Source organism: Desulfitibacter alkalitolerans DSM 16504, from assembly GCF_000620305.1.
Taxonomy (GTDB): Bacteria; Bacillota; DSM-16504; order Desulfitibacterales; family Desulfitibacteraceae; genus Desulfitibacter; species Desulfitibacter alkalitolerans.
In genome coordinates, this window is the sequence record NZ_JHVU01000031.1 from 14,703 (window position 1) to 31,034 (window position 16,332).

Annotated in this window: 15 protein-coding genes and 1 other annotated feature; of the genes, 1 reads left to right on the forward strand and 14 read right to left on the reverse strand. The window is 39.3% G+C overall.

Annotated features, from left to right (window positions below; translation table 11 throughout):
* Positions 1-102: 102 nt before the first annotated feature.
* The 8 genes from K364_RS0104905 to proC all read right to left on the reverse strand — a co-directional run bounded on the left by K364_RS0104905 (position 103) and on the right by proC (position 8,989).
* Positions 103-930 (reverse strand): undecaprenyl-diphosphate phosphatase, encoded by an 828-nt coding sequence (locus K364_RS0104905; RefSeq protein ID WP_028307088.1) that lies wholly within the window; start codon positions 928-930, stop codon positions 103-105.
* Between the two features lie 163 nt (positions 931-1,093).
* Positions 1,094-2,305 (reverse strand): argininosuccinate synthase, encoded by a 1,212-nt coding sequence (locus tag K364_RS0104910; RefSeq protein ID WP_028307089.1) that lies wholly within the window; start codon positions 2,303-2,305, stop codon positions 1,094-1,096.
* Between the two features lie 27 nt (positions 2,306-2,332).
* Positions 2,333-3,283, reverse strand: a complete 951-nt coding sequence (gene argF / locus K364_RS0104915; RefSeq protein WP_035268093.1) for an ornithine carbamoyltransferase — start codon at positions 3,281-3,283, stop codon at positions 2,333-2,335.
* Positions 3,284-3,318: 35 nt separating this feature from the next.
* Complete coding sequence (locus K364_RS0104920) at positions 3,319-4,512, reverse strand: aspartate aminotransferase family protein (protein ID WP_028307091.1); 1,194 nt, start codon at positions 4,510-4,512, stop codon at positions 3,319-3,321.
* A 132-nt stretch (positions 4,513-4,644) separates the two neighbouring features.
* On the reverse strand, positions 4,645-5,535 hold the full coding sequence (gene argB / locus K364_RS0104925) for an acetylglutamate kinase (protein ID WP_028307092.1): 891 nt from the start codon (positions 5,533-5,535) through the stop codon (positions 4,645-4,647).
* 16 nt (positions 5,536-5,551) lie between these two features.
* Complete coding sequence (argJ, locus tag K364_RS0104930; protein WP_028307093.1) at positions 5,552-6,781, reverse strand: bifunctional glutamate N-acetyltransferase/amino-acid acetyltransferase ArgJ; 1,230 nt, start codon at positions 6,779-6,781, stop codon at positions 5,552-5,554.
* A gap of 106 nt (positions 6,782-6,887) precedes the next feature.
* Entirely contained in the window at positions 6,888-7,925 is a 1,038-nt protein-coding gene (gene argC / locus K364_RS0104935) for an N-acetyl-gamma-glutamyl-phosphate reductase (protein WP_028307094.1), read from the reverse strand.
* 242 nt (positions 7,926-8,167) lie between these two features.
* Positions 8,168-8,989 carry a pyrroline-5-carboxylate reductase gene (gene proC / locus K364_RS0104940; protein WP_028307095.1) on the reverse strand — a complete coding sequence of 274 codons (822 nt, stop codon included), beginning with the start codon at positions 8,987-8,989 and terminating at the stop codon, positions 8,168-8,170.
* 118 nt (positions 8,990-9,107) lie between these two features.
* Positions 9,108-9,359 (reverse strand) — a binding site (T-box leader).
* A gap of 187 nt (positions 9,360-9,546) precedes the next feature.
* On the opposite strand from proC, the gene K364_RS26585 reads away from it, so the two are divergent.
* Positions 9,547-9,708: a hypothetical protein gene (locus K364_RS26585; RefSeq protein ID WP_156946402.1), complete on the forward strand. Its 162-nt coding sequence runs from the start codon at positions 9,547-9,549 to the stop codon at positions 9,706-9,708.
* A gap of 119 nt (positions 9,709-9,827) precedes the next feature.
* On the opposite strand, the gene K364_RS0104950 is transcribed toward K364_RS26585, so the two are convergent.
* From K364_RS0104950 to K364_RS0104975, 6 genes are all read right to left on the reverse strand, one after another.
* Positions 9,828-10,073 carry a hypothetical protein gene (locus tag K364_RS0104950; RefSeq protein WP_028307096.1) on the reverse strand — a complete coding sequence of 82 codons (246 nt, stop codon included), beginning with the start codon at positions 10,071-10,073 and terminating at the stop codon, positions 9,828-9,830.
* Between the two features lie 138 nt (positions 10,074-10,211).
* Positions 10,212-11,027, reverse strand: a complete 816-nt coding sequence (locus K364_RS0104955; RefSeq protein WP_035268096.1) for a LytR/AlgR family response regulator transcription factor — start codon at positions 11,025-11,027, stop codon at positions 10,212-10,214.
* A 3-nt stretch (positions 11,028-11,030) separates the two neighbouring features.
* Entirely contained in the window at positions 11,031-12,719 is a 1,689-nt protein-coding gene (locus K364_RS0104960; RefSeq protein ID WP_028307098.1) for a sensor histidine kinase, read from the reverse strand.
* Between the two features lie 180 nt (positions 12,720-12,899).
* Entirely contained in the window at positions 12,900-14,324 is a 1,425-nt protein-coding gene (locus K364_RS0104965) for a carbon starvation CstA family protein (protein WP_028307099.1), read from the reverse strand.
* 247 nt (positions 14,325-14,571) lie between these two features.
* Entirely contained in the window at positions 14,572-15,324 is a 753-nt protein-coding gene (locus K364_RS0104970; RefSeq protein ID WP_028307100.1) for an ABC transporter permease, read from the reverse strand.
* A complete protein-coding gene (locus K364_RS0104975) occupies positions 15,305-16,306 on the reverse strand; it encodes an ABC transporter substrate-binding protein (RefSeq protein ID WP_028307101.1) in 1,002 nt (333 codons plus the stop codon). Before K364_RS0104975 ends, K364_RS0104970 begins: the two co-directional genes overlap by 20 nt.
* Between the last annotated feature and the right edge of the window lie 26 nt (positions 16,307-16,332).

Genomic DNA, 16,332 nt, shown 5'->3' on the forward strand with positions numbered 1-16,332 from the left:
AGATTAGCACAAGCTTAAGGTCAGTACTTATTGAGTTGGCATTGGCATCTCTTTGTGATTAATTGGAAAAATTACTTGGACAGTACAGTAACCATTCAATAATCATTCAATAATAATTGTTGGATCAAGGAATAAATAGACCAGGATGGCAACCATAAAGCAGTAGGCAGCAAAATATACCAGCTTACTCTTTCTTAAAAAATCGATTAACCAGACAATACCTATCACAGAAAAAATATAGGTTGTAACAAATGACACTACCATGGGTCCAACGCCAATTTCAGTCCAGATACCAGTACTTATGTCACCAAGAGCCAGAACTGATGAACCAAGTATTATTGGAATCACCAATAAAAAAGAATACTTTACTGCCGTTTCCCTGGATAAACCCACCCACAGGGCAGAGACCAGGGTAGCCCCTGAACGTGAAATCCCAGGCAAAACAGCTATGGTCTGTCCCAGCCCTACTATGACTGCATCAAAAAATGTCATATTCTTTTCAGTCCTGCTGCCATACTTGTGAAAACGTTCAATAAAGATTAAAAGAGAGCCTGTGACTATTAGGGCTCCTGATATAAAAGCCGGTGTCTTCATGGTATCAGCCACCAGACCCTTAAGCAAGACACCCAGGCCGCCAGTAATAACCGTCGCCACTATTATATACAATCCAAAGAAAAAATGAACCCTATTTATGTGATTTTTTTCTCTAAGATAAGATAAAAAGCCTGAAATTACTTGCGCTAGATCCCTTCTAAAATACAATATGACAGCTAAAGCCGAGGCCTGGTGCAGGAAAATTTCAAAAGCCAAGCCTGGAAAGTGATAGCCTAGAATAAGTTCAGTTATAACAATATGGGCTGTACTGGAAATTGGCAGGAATTCTGTAATACCCTGGACAACTCCAAATATAATAGCTTCTATATAAGTCATAATATACTCCTTCATATGTTTCTTAAATTAACAGAAATATATATTAGTAATGGTTTTGCCTCATCTAGTATAGCATAGGATATTATACTTATCCATAAACAACAAGACCCATCCATTTCACCATAATGGGAAAATAGATGGGCCAATTACGACTAATGTATGACTACTTCTTCAAGCCGCTTTTTTCTACCATTAACGCCCGTACCTTCATGGTTAAACCAAAGAGATTAATAAATCCTGTTGCATCCTTTTGGTCATACACCGCACTTTCACCAAAGGTAACAAACTCCTCATTGTATAAAGAGTATGGCGAGAAAGCACCAGCAGGCATTATGTTTCCTTTATACAGCTTTAATTTAATTTTACCCGTTACTGTTTTTTGTGTGCTGTTTACAAAGGCATCCAGGGCTTCTTTTAGGGGATGAAACCATACACCGTCATAAACCATCTCAGAATATTTTTGGGCTAATAGCTCTTTATAATGGAAGGTTTGTCTGTCAAGGGTTAATAGCTCAAGCTCCCTGTGGGCAAAATAGAGTAATGTACCCCCAGGTGTCTCATAGACGCCCCTTGACTTCATGCCAACAAGACGATTCTCTACCATGTCACAAATACCTACACCATTTGCCGCAGCAACCTGGTTTACATAATCCATAAGTTCAATGGGAGCAAGATCCTTCCCGTCAATTTTAACGGGAATACCTTCTGCAAATTCTATTTCCATATAAGTAGGCTTATCTGGAGCCAGTTCCGGTGGGGTAATAATCTGCAGCAGTTCATTATATTTAGGTTCGTTTCCTGGGTTTTCCAGGTCCCCACCTTCATGGCTTAAATGAAAGAGGTTTCTATCCCTGCTGTAGATCTTTTCTTTAGTAACTGATAGGGGAATGCCTCTCTTTTGAGCATATTCTATACAGTCTTCCCTTGATTTTAAATCCCACTCACGCCAGGGAGCTATAATTTTCAGGTTAGGATTTAATGCCTTGACAGTCAATTCAAAGCGAACCTGGTCATTGCCCTTGCCTGTGGCACCATGGGCTATGGCCTCAGCACCCTCCTTTTTTGCTATTTCCACAAGCCTTTTTGCAATTAAGGGCCTTGCAAAGGAAGTCCCAAGCAAATATTTACCCTCATAAACAGCTCCAGCTTTTAAACAGGGATATACATAGTCTGTAATAAACTCTTCCCGTAAGTCTTCAATGTAAAGCTTTGATGCTCCACTATTAATTGCTTTTTCGTGCAGGGGCTCCAATTCTTCACCCTGCCCCACATCTGCTGCCATGGCAATTACTTCATAACCGTAGTTTTCCTTGAGCCATGGAATAATGACTGAAGTATCCAGTCCTCCCGAATATGCTAGCACAACTTTCTTCATTGACCACACACCTTACCCTTCTTATGATTATAATATGGCTGCCATTAGACCTTTCTGGGCATGCATTCTGTTTTCTGCCTGGTCAAAAACTACTGAGTTAGGTCCATCCATGACCTCTGAAGTAATTTCTTCACCCCTATGGGCTGGTAGACAGTGCATTACGAGAACGTCCTTCTTGGCTTTTTGTAAAGTCTCAGAGTTAATCTGATACCCCTGGAACAATTTTAGTCTTTCTTGGGTTTCCTTTTCCTGTCCCATACTGGTCCAAACATCTGTATAGACAACATCTGATCCCCCAATGACATCCAGTAGATTATTTTCAATAATTACTTTAGAACTGCTTTTTTCAGCAAGGGATTTTGCCTTTTCAACTACAGATTTTTCTGGTTCATATCCTGGAGGTGTTACAACAGCAATGTCCATACCAACCATGGCGCATCCTGTAAGCAGTGAATTGGCAACATTATTTCCATCACCTATATAGGTCATTTTCAATCCCTTTAGGATACCTTTCTTTTCTCTGATTGTAAATAAATCAGCAAGTATCTGACAGGGGTGTAAGAAATCAGTCAAGCCATTGATAACTGGAATACTGGCATTATCTGCAAGCTCAATAACACTTTCATGGGAAAATGTTCTAATCATAATACCGTCTAAATAACGCGAGAGGGTTTTTGCAGTATCCCCAATTGTCTCTCCTCTTCCAAGCTGCAGCTCATTTGCACCTAAAAAGAGGGCATATCCGCCAAGCTGCACCATTCCTACCTCAAAGGATACCCTTGTTCTTGTTGAAGGCTTATGAAAAATCATACCTAAAGTCTTACCCTTTAGCACATGATGGGGTTCTCTCTTTTTTGTTTTATCTTTGATATATGCTGCTAGATCCATAATGTAAAATAGTTCTTCCCTGGAAAACTGGGTTAAGCATAGACAGTCCCTGCCCTTTAAATCCCTGGCTAACTTCTCGTTAATTTCCATTTTATTCCCTCCATTTATTAATGTATCAAAGAAAATTATTCAACTTCTGAAATGATGCTTTTAAAGATTTCCAAGCCCTCATCAACAGTCTGCCTATCCACAGTCAGTGCAGGAAGGAATCTTACAACACTTCCCCCGGCAGCACTTAAAAGCAAACCCTTTTCCATTGCCTTCTTGACTATGGGCAGGCTTTCTCCCTTTACTTCCACACCAACCAGCAGCCCTAGACCCCGCACTTCTTTGATTGCCGAATATTCTTTTTTCAGTTCATTGAGCTTATCCATTATGTAATTACCCATGGCTTCAACCTTTTCAAAAATATTTTCCTTAAGCATGATCTCTAGTACGGCTTTACCTGCTGAACATGCTAGAAAGTTTCCCCCAAAGGTTGAAGCATGATCCCCAGGCCCAAAAGCTTGAGCCACCTCTTCAACAGCCAGCATGGCGCCTATGGCTGTACCATTTCCCAGGGCTTTGGCCAGGGTCATGATATGAGGTTTTATCCCATAATGCTCATAAGCAAATAGCTTTCCGGTCCGACCCATACCGCACTGCACTTCATCAAGAATTAACAGCAGGTCCCTTTCTGTACAAAGCTGCTCAACTTCTTGGAGATATTTACTGTGGGCAGCATGTACTCCACCTTCTCCCTGTACCGGCTCAAGTATGACAGCACATGTCTTTTCCGTCAGGGCCTCCTCTAAAGCTTTTATATCATTAAAGGGTACATATCTAAAGCCCTCCAGTAAGGGAGCAAAGCCCTTTTGCACCTTATCCTGTCCTGTAGCTGTAAGAGTTGCCATTGTCCTTCCATGGAAGGAATTTTTCATGGTAATTATTTCATACCTGTCTGAACAATACTTGTGGTTGGAGTACTTTCGTGCAAGTTTTATTGCTCCTTCATTTGCTTCTGCTCCACTATTAGCAAAGAATACCTTATCAAAAACGCTGTTTTCCACAAGGATTTTTGCAAGCTCAACCTGGGGTTTAATCCAGTAAAGGTTAGAAGTGTGTACTAATTCCTGGGCCTGCTTGTGCATTGCTTCAGTTACCTCAGGATGACAATGTCCCAGGGAGGTAACAGCCAATCCCCCAACGAAATCTATATATTCCTTTCCGTCAGCATCCCACACCTTGCTGCCTTCTCCCTTTACGAGAGCAATTGGAAATCTACCATAAGTATTCATCACATATTTTTTGCCCAGTTCTAAAATTTCATTATTATTCATTCTTCCACCTCAATTTGCTATTCATTGTCCTTCATGATCTTTCATAGCTTTTCATTTAATTCAAGGCTAGGCCATTATAACTTTTTTATTAAGCTCTGGGTTAGTATATTAATTATTATAAGCTTTAATAGCCTATAATTCTACCATGGTGCCCACACCCTGATTTGTAAAGACCTCCAGCAGGGGCGAGTGGGGAATCCTTCCATCTATAATATGTGTCTTTTTTACGCCGCCTTTAAGTGCCTGGATGCAGCACTGAATTTTTGGGATCATCCCCTCTGAAATAACTCCCTTTTCAATGAGATTAGGCACTTCTCCAACCTTTAGCACAGAAATTAAAGAATTTTCATCATTTCTATCCTTCAAGATGCCCTTTACATCAGTTAATAATATCATTTTATCTGCTCCCAGGGCTTTAGCCATTTCTCCAGCTACATAATCAGCATTAATATTGTAGCTCTGGCCATTATCATCCACTCCTATGGGAGCAACAACAGGTATATAGCTCTGCTCAATAACTGATTTTATTATATCAGGATTTATCTTTTTTACCTCCCCAACAAAACCCAGGTCGTGGGTTATGGTTTCTCCCTTGCTATTTTTTGAAGTAACCATATGGGGAACCGCCTCTATCAGTTGGCCGTCCTTTCCACTAAATCCTAAAGCCTTACCTCCGCTGCGTGTGATAGAGCTTACAACTGATTTATTCACCTTGCCCACCAGAACCATTTCCACAACTTCCATGGTCTCAGCATCAGTTATCCTGAGTCCATTTACGAAGGTGGATTTTTTGCCAAGCTTATTAAGGAGGCTGCTTATCTCTGGTCCGCCTCCATGGACTATCACCGGATTCATTCCTACATATTTCATTAGTACGCAGTCCTTTGCCACAGCTTGCTTTAATTCCTCATTCACCATGGCGTGACCGCCAAATTTTATTACTATTGTTTTCCCATAAAACTCCTTGATATATGGTAAGGCCTCAACTAACACATTGGCTCTTTGTAAGGGTGTAATATCCATTTATTTTAACATCCTTTCATGAACGATAATCAGCATTTATTTTCACATAATCATAAGAAAAATCACAAGTCCAGGCAGTAGCCTCAGATGATCCCATATTCATATTAACTATCAGGCTTATATCCCTTTGACCCAGGATCTTCCTGGCATTTTCCTCACTAAAAGCAAGGCCCATGCCGTTTTTCATCATTTGCTCTTTACCAGCATTTGATTCAATGTACATGTCTACTATGTCAGGGTTAAAATTAGCTCCGGAATTTCCCACTGCCATGATCACCCTGCCCCAATTTGCATCCTCGCCAAAGATTGCTGTTTTTACCAGTGCCGAGGTTGTGACACTTCGAGCTGCCTTTCTTGCATCTTCTATTGATGGGGCATTCAAGACCTTTACAGTAATAAATTTAGTTGCACCTTCCCCATCTCTCACAATTAGTTCAGATAATTTGAAGCAAAGGGCTGATAGTGCCTTCTTAAATACATGATAATCCCCATTCTTTTGGATAATGGGACTGTTTCCCGCAAGGCCATTTGCCAATATTAGCACCATGTCATTGGTGCTTGTGTCACCATCTACAGATATCATGTTGTAGGTTTCATCAACTACTTCTGATAGGGCCTCCTGAAGCACATTGGGATTGATTGCTGCATCTGTGGCAATAAATGACAGCATTGTGGCCATATTGGGATGAATCATACCTGAACCCTTGGCCATGCCACCTAATCTTACAATTTTTCCGTCTATTTCCACCTCAACTGCTGCCTCTTTTGGGAAGGTATCGGTAGTCATTATTGCTTCAGCTGCATCACTTGAACTATTGCTGTTTAAGACAGCAGCACATGCCTGCTTGATTCCCTGTGATACTATATCCATGGGCAGCTGAACGCCTATTACACCGGTAGACGATACTAGAACCTCTCGTGACTCAATATGTAATTCAGCTGCCGCTATCCTGGCCATTTTTCTGGCATTCTCAAGACCCAATTCTCCAGTACATGCATTTGCATTCCCACTATTTACTACAATAGCCCTGGAAAAGCCATTGGAAGCTTCTATATTTTCTTTGGTAATTAATACCGGGGCTGCCTTAACTGCATTTTGTGTAAATACCCCGGCAGCAGCAGCTTTGACTTCAGAATAAATTATTGCAAAGTCCTTTTTAATCTTCTTTAGTCCAGCATGAATTCCTGTTGATTTTATTCCTTGAACAGTTGACATGCCGTTGTCAATAAATTTATAATCTATCACTATTAAAATCCTCCTTTATTTGTGTATTGCCAAGCTATTTAAAAGTGTTTGGGGAGCAAGACCTATAAAATTAGCCACTAGAACCGTCCCCCTGGTTGGTTTTATTTTAGGGGTAAATGGTTAGATTCTGGAGTGATGTGGCTTCATCTATTCCCAGGGCTATGTTCATGTTCTGTACAGCCTGGCCCGAGGCGCCCTTGATCAGGTTATCTATTACTGAAGCCACAACAATCCTATTGTTTCTAGCATCCACTTTAAAATTTATTAGGCAGTTATTACTGCCTGACACCCATTTTGTGTGAGGCCATGTTCCCTCTGGCAGTATTCCCACAAAGGGCTTATCCTGGTAGAATTCATTGTACAGCTGTCGTATTTCGCCCTCACTAATATCCTTTATTATAGTAGCATAGCATGTACTTAGTATTCCCCTGTTAATTGGAGCTAGTTGAGGTGTAAAGGTTATAGTAACCTGATTTCCTGCAACGAGGGACAGCTCCTGCTCAATCTCCGGAGTATGTCTGTGCTCGGCAACTCCATAGGGATTGATGTTATCACAGACGCTGTTAAAATGTGTTATAGCGTTTGCTTTTCTTCCAGCGCCAGATACTCCAGACTTGGAGTCAACTATTATTCCCTTGAGCTCAACAAGTCCATTAAAAAACAGTGGGGCCAGGGCAAGAATAGCACTTGTTGGATAGCAGCCTGGATTGGCAATAATCCTGGCACCTTTTATCTCTTCTTTATATATTTCAGGAAGTCCATAAACAGCTTCCTTTAATAAATGAGGCGCCTTATGCTCTGTCTCATACCAGGAAGTATAATTCTCTATCTCTTTTAACCTAAAGTCTGCTCCCAGATCTATTATTAGCTTTTCCTTCTCATAACCCTTTAAAGCCGCACCTGAAGAGTAACCATGGGGAAGGGCCAGAAATAAAACATCACATCGTTCTAGTGCATTATCAATATGGAACTCCTCGAGCTTCATATTAAAATCCCAGCCCAGGCTGGGGTAAATTTCATTTAGTTTTTGTCCTACAAAGGTTTCAGAGGTTAGTAATTCCAACTCTACATGGGGATGCCTTAGCAAGATCCGCACCAATTCCAAACCGGTAAATCCACTTGCACCCACAATTCCTACTTTCATTTTTTAAAGCCCCCTAAAGAAAATAACAATTAAAACTCAGGTTTTAATTGTTTTCAGTTTCATTATTAGAATTATGGTTATAATTATACACACAAGCGCATAATAATTCAACAACTTTTTTTCAACTATAAACATTAAAATAACACAGATTTTTTATTCTCTAGTTACTCTCTAATAGAGAGTATAGATTTAATCTGTGTTAATATAATTCCCCGAATTATTATATCAAATAATTATAATTATTAGTAGCTTACACTTAATTCCCTGGATCTTTGGGCAGCCATCTTTACTGCTGAGCCAATTATCCTTGTAAAACCCCCATTTTCAAGCTCTTTTAACCCGGCTAAAGTGGTACCTCCTTTAGAGCTTGTTAACTGTACAAGCTTTTTACTATCTATCCCTGATTCCTTTACAAGCTTTGCTGCACCAAAAACTGTCTGTACTGCAAGCTGAAAGGCAACCTCTTTTGCCAACCCATTTTGTTCTCCTGCTTCTGCCATTGCAGCTATCATTAGATACACATAGGCAGGACCACTTCCACTAAGACCCGTAATGGTATCTATCATATCCTCTTTAACATGCATAACAATACCCAACGAGCTAAATAAGGCATCAACTATAAATCTCTGGCTATCCTTGGTATTCTTACCCATGGTAACAGCAGTAGCACCTGCTTTGACCTGGCAGGGTAAATTGGTCATGGTCCTTACTAAACAATAGTCTTTATCCAGCCTCTTTTCAAACCAATCAAGGGACAAACCAGCTGCAGTAGATATGATTAACTGCTCCTGGGTCAATAACCCCTTCATCTCATTTAGTGCACACTCCATGTCCTGTGGCTTTACCCCTAGAATAACAATACGAGCATCTTCCAATACATGGGCTTTATCATGGCTGGTTTTAACTCCCCAGCGGGTTTTTAAGCCTGCTAGCTTATCCCTGTCACTTTTATTAGTTACATAGATATTACCAGCATCAGCAAAACCACTGCTTAGCAAACCCTTGATCATTGCTTCTGCCATATTTCCTGCACCTATAAAGGCTATTTTACCGAACATATCCATTTTAATATCCTCCCTGTTTTTTGTCATAAATTTTTTGTAATATATTTTTCGCACTTTAAATCTTTCCAGATTTTACCTATAACATGATTCTTTTTAAATATAAAAAAGCTCTCCATCCACAAAGGACGAAAAGCTTAAAGATTTCCGTGTTACCACCTTAATTGATGCTGAATAAACAGCATCCACTCAGTCAGGTACGCCTGCTTTACAGGTTATACCCTCCCCTCTGATAACGGTGGGGCTCCGTAACTGGTTTATCACCAGCGGCTCCAGGGCGGGTTTCAGAAACATTACTTGACAATACCTTCCAGCCAGGGGTATTGCTCTCTGACAAGCTCTCTTTCTTACTATTCCCTTTCATGACCTTTACTTCAATATAGTTTTTTAACGTTATTGTAATTTTAACAGGCACAGGGAAAAGTGTCAAGTTATTGTACAGTTTTTGTTCAAAAAACTGATATTTATTTTGCTTATATAATTATTATTGTATCTTTATACTTTGGATATACTAAGAAACATAGATATATAATTTTTTAGCTAACAAGGGGGTTTCTTCCATGCAGGATATGATATGCGACTGCCTATGTGTATATAGAAAGGATGGAATGTGTGAATTGGGCATTCCAGTAATTACAGGGGACAGAAGAAGACGAGGATTTTGCCCTGCCCTTTCTAGAAGTAGTGCTTTTAAGATTCAGGGTAATAACAGCTTAGTATAGTAATTTTATTTAGTAGAGAATTTTAAATAAAATCAAGTATGGATTCAAGATCTATAATAATAGTAAAGCTAGTCTTAAAAGGTAAAGGAGCCACCAGCCCTTTGGGAAGGTGGCTCCGACTATTTCAATTGTAATATATTTATAGGCTGCTGTGGATCATGTGGCGGTAACAGGATAGGGCCATGATCCCCAGAATTATTGCTGGGCATTATTCTATTTATATCTTCTGGCATAACCAAAATGTAGGTGTTCTTATATAAATCATCAGTAATTTCTGCTAAATCTCTTTCAACATGTGAAATTGAACTAATTATTACCCATCCAAAAGCAAGTATCCCCATCACCAAAAAAATCTTTCTAGACATTTTCTCACTCCTTTAACTTACTAACTTTCTAAGTTCATTCTAGAAGGTTCCTAATTTTCCTTTAATATATACTATCATATATCTTGATTATTAACAAAAATTCACTTTTTTAATATTTTTACAATAAATGGTATTGTTTTAATTTAGTCCCAGTCGTTCCTTTAGTTCTTTACTTAAATTGCGGCTGACAGGTATTTCCGTTTTATTCTTATCACTCATTACCAGAAGGTAGTTTCCCTTAAACCAGGAAACTAATTCCTTTACTTCATCCAAGTTTACAAGAAAGCTCCTGTGTACTCTAAAAAACTTCAGCTTGGTTTTTTCCAGCTTTTTTTCCAAGGTGTTTAGATTCATTTTTGCATGATATATTTCTAAACGAGTATAAATATTTATCTCCTTGTCATTTCCCGTAGCCGCGAAAATAATGTCTTTTGGGTCTAATAAGAGCAACCTTCCATTATTCTCTACAGGCACTTTTACTACTGATTGTTCTTCCTTGGTTTGTATTGTAGTTTTCTGTGATGGATCCATCAGCATGCTGGTAATCTTTTCTACAAGTTCTGAAGCAGCTTCAGACTTTAATATTGTAGATTTTATTCGAACCAGAGTTTCCATGATCCGTTCATCATCAAAAGGCTTAAGGATATAGTCAATTGCCCGAACCTCAAATGCACTAATGGCATGCTGGTTATAGGCTGTAGCAAAAACAATGGCAGGCGAATACTCTGCTTTATAGATTTTTCTTGCCACTTCCAAACCATTAATGTCGTGCATTTCTATATCTAAAAAGACTACATCTGGCTTTAATTCTTCTACTAACTTAATGGCATCCCATCCGCAGTCAGCTTCTCCCACTACTTTATAATGACTATCTTTGTCAATAATAAATTTTAGTTCATCTCTAGCCGGCTTCTCATCATCTACAATTATTACTGAAATAGGCAGCTTAGTCATAGTTTATGCCACTCCCTCTTCAGGTAATTTGACTTTAACAGATGTTCCTTCACCTAATATGCTGCTAATCTTCAAACCATATTCTTTTCCATAAATATTTGAGAGCCTGTAGTGGACATTTTGTAAAGCTATACCTAAGCCAGTGGACTGACAGGGTTTTCCTTCCAGCAATAATTCAAGCTTTTCTTTCTCTATACCTACACCATTATCATTAACAGCCACCTCTACCTGCCCTTCATGACTTGTTACAATAATGTCTATTTGTCCACCTTGTTTCTTGAGCAGCAAGCCGTGCTTAATTGCATTTTCTACTAGAGGTTGTAAGGTTAGCGGGGGCAGCTTGGTATCTAGCAACCCTTCCTTCACTTTAAAGTTTACCTTTATTTTATCACCATATCTCACCTGCTCAATAGCCAGGTATGACTTGATATGCTCTATCTCCAAGGCTAAACTAACCAGCTCGTCAGCATGATTGAGATTTTTTCTAAAATAGTCTGCCAGCTTAACTAAAAGCTTCCTAGCCAAATCAGGATCTGTCCTACAGCATGAGTTTATTGTATTCAGTGCATTAAAAAGAAAATGAGGATTTATCTGAGCCTGCAGTGCTCTAATTTCTGCCTTAGCTGTAAGCTGAGCCCGCTGTTCCAGCTCCGACAGCTCAAGCTGGGTGGAAAACAAATGGACCAATCCCTCTGCCAGCTTAATTTCCATGGTGTCAATAGCATTTTCCTTGGGCTGATAAAGCTTTAATGTTCCTACCACCTGATCTCCTTGTTTGAGAGGCAGTATAATACCGGATTTTAGCTTACATCCGGGATGAGAACAGCCTATTTCAGCTTGAGTATTAGCAATATAAGCATCACCCATCATTACTTTTTTCGTAGCGCTGGTTTGAATGGGTATCCCAGGCCTGTGATGGTCTTCTCCCACGCCTACATGAGCTAAAACCTTCTTATCATCAGTGATAGCTACTGCTCCAATATCAGCCACCTGATAAATAATCTTGGCAGTTGCCAGAGCAGATTCATAGGTTAAGCCTTTTTTTAAGAATGGTAGGGTTTGATTGGCAATTTCCAAGGCCTTTTGAGCTTGGACAGCACCTACCCTCTCCTGCTCCTGCCTAATATTTTGTATAATAGTTATATAGATAGCTATTCCAACCGCATTGGTTATGGTCATTGGAATACCGATTATTTTCACCAGCTCCAATGCATCAGCAAAGGGTTTTGCCAGCAGCAGGATTATCCCCATTTGTAGCGCTTCTGCAGTTAAGCCCACTAAAAAAGCAATTGTCCAATTAATCTTTTTAAAGCTGTATTTATGAGCAAAATAGCCGGCTAATGTACCTTCAATAATTGTGGCAACTCCACAGGCAAAGCCGGTAAATCCGCCTAAAAGCATTCGGTGACCACCAGCTATTATCCCTGCTCCCATTCCTACCAACGGCCCACCAATTAAGCCGCCTACTACAGGACCGATAACTCGTGAGTTTGCTATGGCCCCCTGTATTTCAACCCCAGAATAGGTGCCTATTATACCAATCAAGCCAAAGGCAAAAATCAAAAATATTTTATCCTTTTTAGAAATGTCTCCAATAATAATATTTCGAAAAACTTTAATTCTCATTAATAAAAATCCTAATGTTGCGATTAAGCCAAATCTTTGCAGCAAAACCCATAGTAATTCCCACATGCTCCTCCATACCTCCTCTCCGTCTCTAAATATAACAAAGTTCTTGTCCTCACTCAATAGTGATTCATTGGGTGTCAAATACTTCGCTGATTCCGGTTTGCAAGAAACAGAGCTGATATGCAAAAGGGAAATGTCTTACATGAAGGAGACATTTCCCTAAGGTTTTTAGCCGGAGTTAATCTATTTTCCTACAGTTACAGAAGAATCAGAAGTGCTGATTACAGCTTTAGACTTCCACATAAAGGCTGCAAATGCCACTATAGCTGCCACTATTCCCACCGGGTATGAAATAGTGGTTGGCAGGCTAAAGCCTTCCGGTGCCTGAAAAATATAAGTTACAACTACTGCTGTCATAAATGTTGCCGGAATTAAAGTAACCCAGAAGAAGCGAGCATTTTTTAGCAGGTAAATAGATGCTGTCCACAGTACAATTGTGGCTACCGTCTGATTTGACCAGGCAAAATAGCGCCAAACAATATTAAAATCGATAAAGGTTAAGGCAAAACCTATCCCTAACAGGGGAGCAGCCAATAGGTATCTATTTTTAACTTCTACCTGATCTAGTTTAAAGAATTCAGCTAAAATGTATCTAGCTCCCCTAAAGGCTGTATCAGCTGAAGTAATAGGCAATACTATTACCCCTAGTACGGCCAAAGTTCCACCAACAGTACCCAATAGACCCATAGAAACAGTATGAACTACATTAGCAGGTGCACCTGCATCAGCCAATGCCTCTGTAGAACCAAAAAAGGCCATAGCTGCCGCTGCCCAGATCATGGCTATTACAGATTCAGAAATCATAGCACCATAGAACGAGCGTCGACCATGCTTCTCATTTTGTAAACATCTGGCCATTAATGGTGACTGGGTAGCATGGAAGCCACTGATAGCACCACAAGCAATGGTGATAAATAATAGCGGCCAAATTGGTAATTCCCTTGGATGTAAATTGGCCAGGGTAAGCTCAGGAATCTGATAGCCCTTTAAGAAAATACCACCAATAACTCCTACTGCCATGATAATTAAAATTGCTCCAAACAATGGATAAATGCGTCCAATTAATTTATCTACTGGTAAGACAGTGGCCAGGAAGTAATACACTACAATAATGTAAATCCAGTGCTGTGCTGACAGACCACCTTCAAACAAGTTTGCTAATAGACCTGCAGGGCCCATCATGAATACTGTTCCTACTAAAACTAGTAAAACAACAGTAAACAAGTTGACAAAGTACTTCATACCATTTCCCATGTAAGTTCCTACTATCTGAGGAAGGCTATAACCTTTATGCCTTACAGACAGCATTCCAGCAAAATAGTCGTGAACTGCACCAGCAAAAATCCCCCCAAGTGCAATCCACAAAAAAGCTACCGGCCCCCACAATGCTCCAGCAATGGCACCAAAAATTGGCCCTAAACCAGCAATATTTAAGAGCTGAATCAGAAATATTCGGGGCCATGAAAGAGGTACATAGTCTACACCATCTTTCATTTCTATAGCAGGCGTAGGACGGTTTTCTTCAATACCAAATACCCTTTCTACAAAGGCACCATAAAAAACATAACCTAGAATAAGAATTGCAATGGCGGCTAAAAAAGTGATCATTAAAAAACTCCCTCCTCCTTAAGGTTTGTAGTTGTTACTACCACCTTAAGTTTAGTGGGAGTTGTCTATTTTGTTGATAATTTCACTCTGAACTGTAGCAATTTAACCTGTAACTGTGTTTATTTTGGCTTGAATGTATTAATTCTTATCTTCCATCATCTATCGTCTCACCTAAAAATAGGATCACTTTTCCATTTAGGGTTTGAGTTTTGATTGCGATGGCTAATAATTTTATGGCTGATAGACCCTAATTTCTTTTAAAGATTTTAAGTGTTTGTTCTAATAATCCTGCAAGAAATATTGTGATAAGAGCCCATGCAAATACTCCGGCTGTATTAAGATAGGCCTTTTCTATTAGCAAGCCTGTACCCATTGATATTCTGGGCTGGCTGAGAACTTCTGCCGCTATAACTATTTTGAGATTTAAACCCATTGTTGCTGACATTCCCCCATAAAGATAAGATCTTATAGAAGGCAAGTACAGGTCCTTTAACCTGTCTATTTTATTTACATTATAGATGTTCATCATTTCCACCAATTTAACATCCACATTTCTTATACCTTGTACTGTGTTTTCGTAAATTACTGGAAATATCACTACAAAACCTACTAAAATCGGAGCTTTTTCTGACTCAAGCCATATAATAGCAAGGAGTATCATTGCCATGGTAGGTACTGCCTTACTAATAAGTACTAGAGGTCTTAGAAGATAGTAGATTGACTTTGAAAAGCCTCCCATCATTCCTAAACTAATTCCCACCCCTAATGCAAGGATAAATCCTGTCAGGGCTCTTTTTAACGTATTTATCACTGCTAGTATAAAATCAGGTGATTTAATGATTTTAATGGTTTCATTTAAAGTTGTCTCAGGGGAGGGAATTAAAATTTCTTTATCTACTATAATAGATGCAATCTTCCAGAGTATTAATAGTATTATTACCGATAGTATTGTATAAAGCAGCTCTTTTTCACCCTTAGTTTTAGAAATAGAAGCCTTCATCTGGAAGCTTTCCTCCTACTGCTTCCGGTGAATACTCAAAGAGTACTTTTAAATAGTTTTCAATTGCTTCCCTGGCCTCCTTTGAGCTCCTATATTCAATGTTAGATCTCTGCAGACCATTTATTACAGCGGCTTTAGATAATCCTGTTTCAAGTTCTTCACTGTATTGACCTGCTTTTTCAGGATTTGCAGATAACCATTCAATACTGCTCTCATATTCCTTCAAGAACATTTCCACAAGCTCTGGGTGATTTTCAATTAATTCATTTTTGATGATTAGCGATGCCTGGGGATAACTATCACCCTTATCTAATTTACTCCATTCTTCCTGTAAATCTAACAATATAACTGTATCCTGCTTTTTCATCATTACATTTGAAAGTACTGGTTCTGGAATAACAGATATGGTACTTTTTCCGGCTATAAAGGATGAAGCAAGCTCTGTAGCTTCACCCATATAGGTTAATGTAACATCTTTTTCTGGATCTATACCATTACTTGTTAGAAGATACCTGAATACTATATCTGGAGTAAGGCCCCTCCCCAAAGTATGGATTTCTCTGCCTTTTAAATCTTCCCAGCCATTAATTTCTTCATTCCCAACCACATAGAGAACTCCCCAAACAACAGATGCTGCCAGTTTATACTCCACACCTCTATTATACAAAGCAGCGGCTAGATTGGTGGGTACAACTGCTATATCAATTTCCCCAGAGACAATTTTAGATGCCATGGCATCTGGTGATTTAACAGATTCATAGCTTATTTCTATATGTTCCCCAAAGGACGGATTTTCTTTAAACATTTTTATCATGCTCAGGGTCGGTGCACCTGAGGGAGCTGCTACCTTTAGACTTATATTTTCTGCCTCTTTTACATTTGATTCTGAAGCTTCTGGTGGATTGTTTACCTTTGATGCGCATCCAGAAAACATTAATACTGCTAAACTTACAATTAATATTAAGCTTTTTATTTTTTTCATTACTCCACACTCCCATTTTATTATTA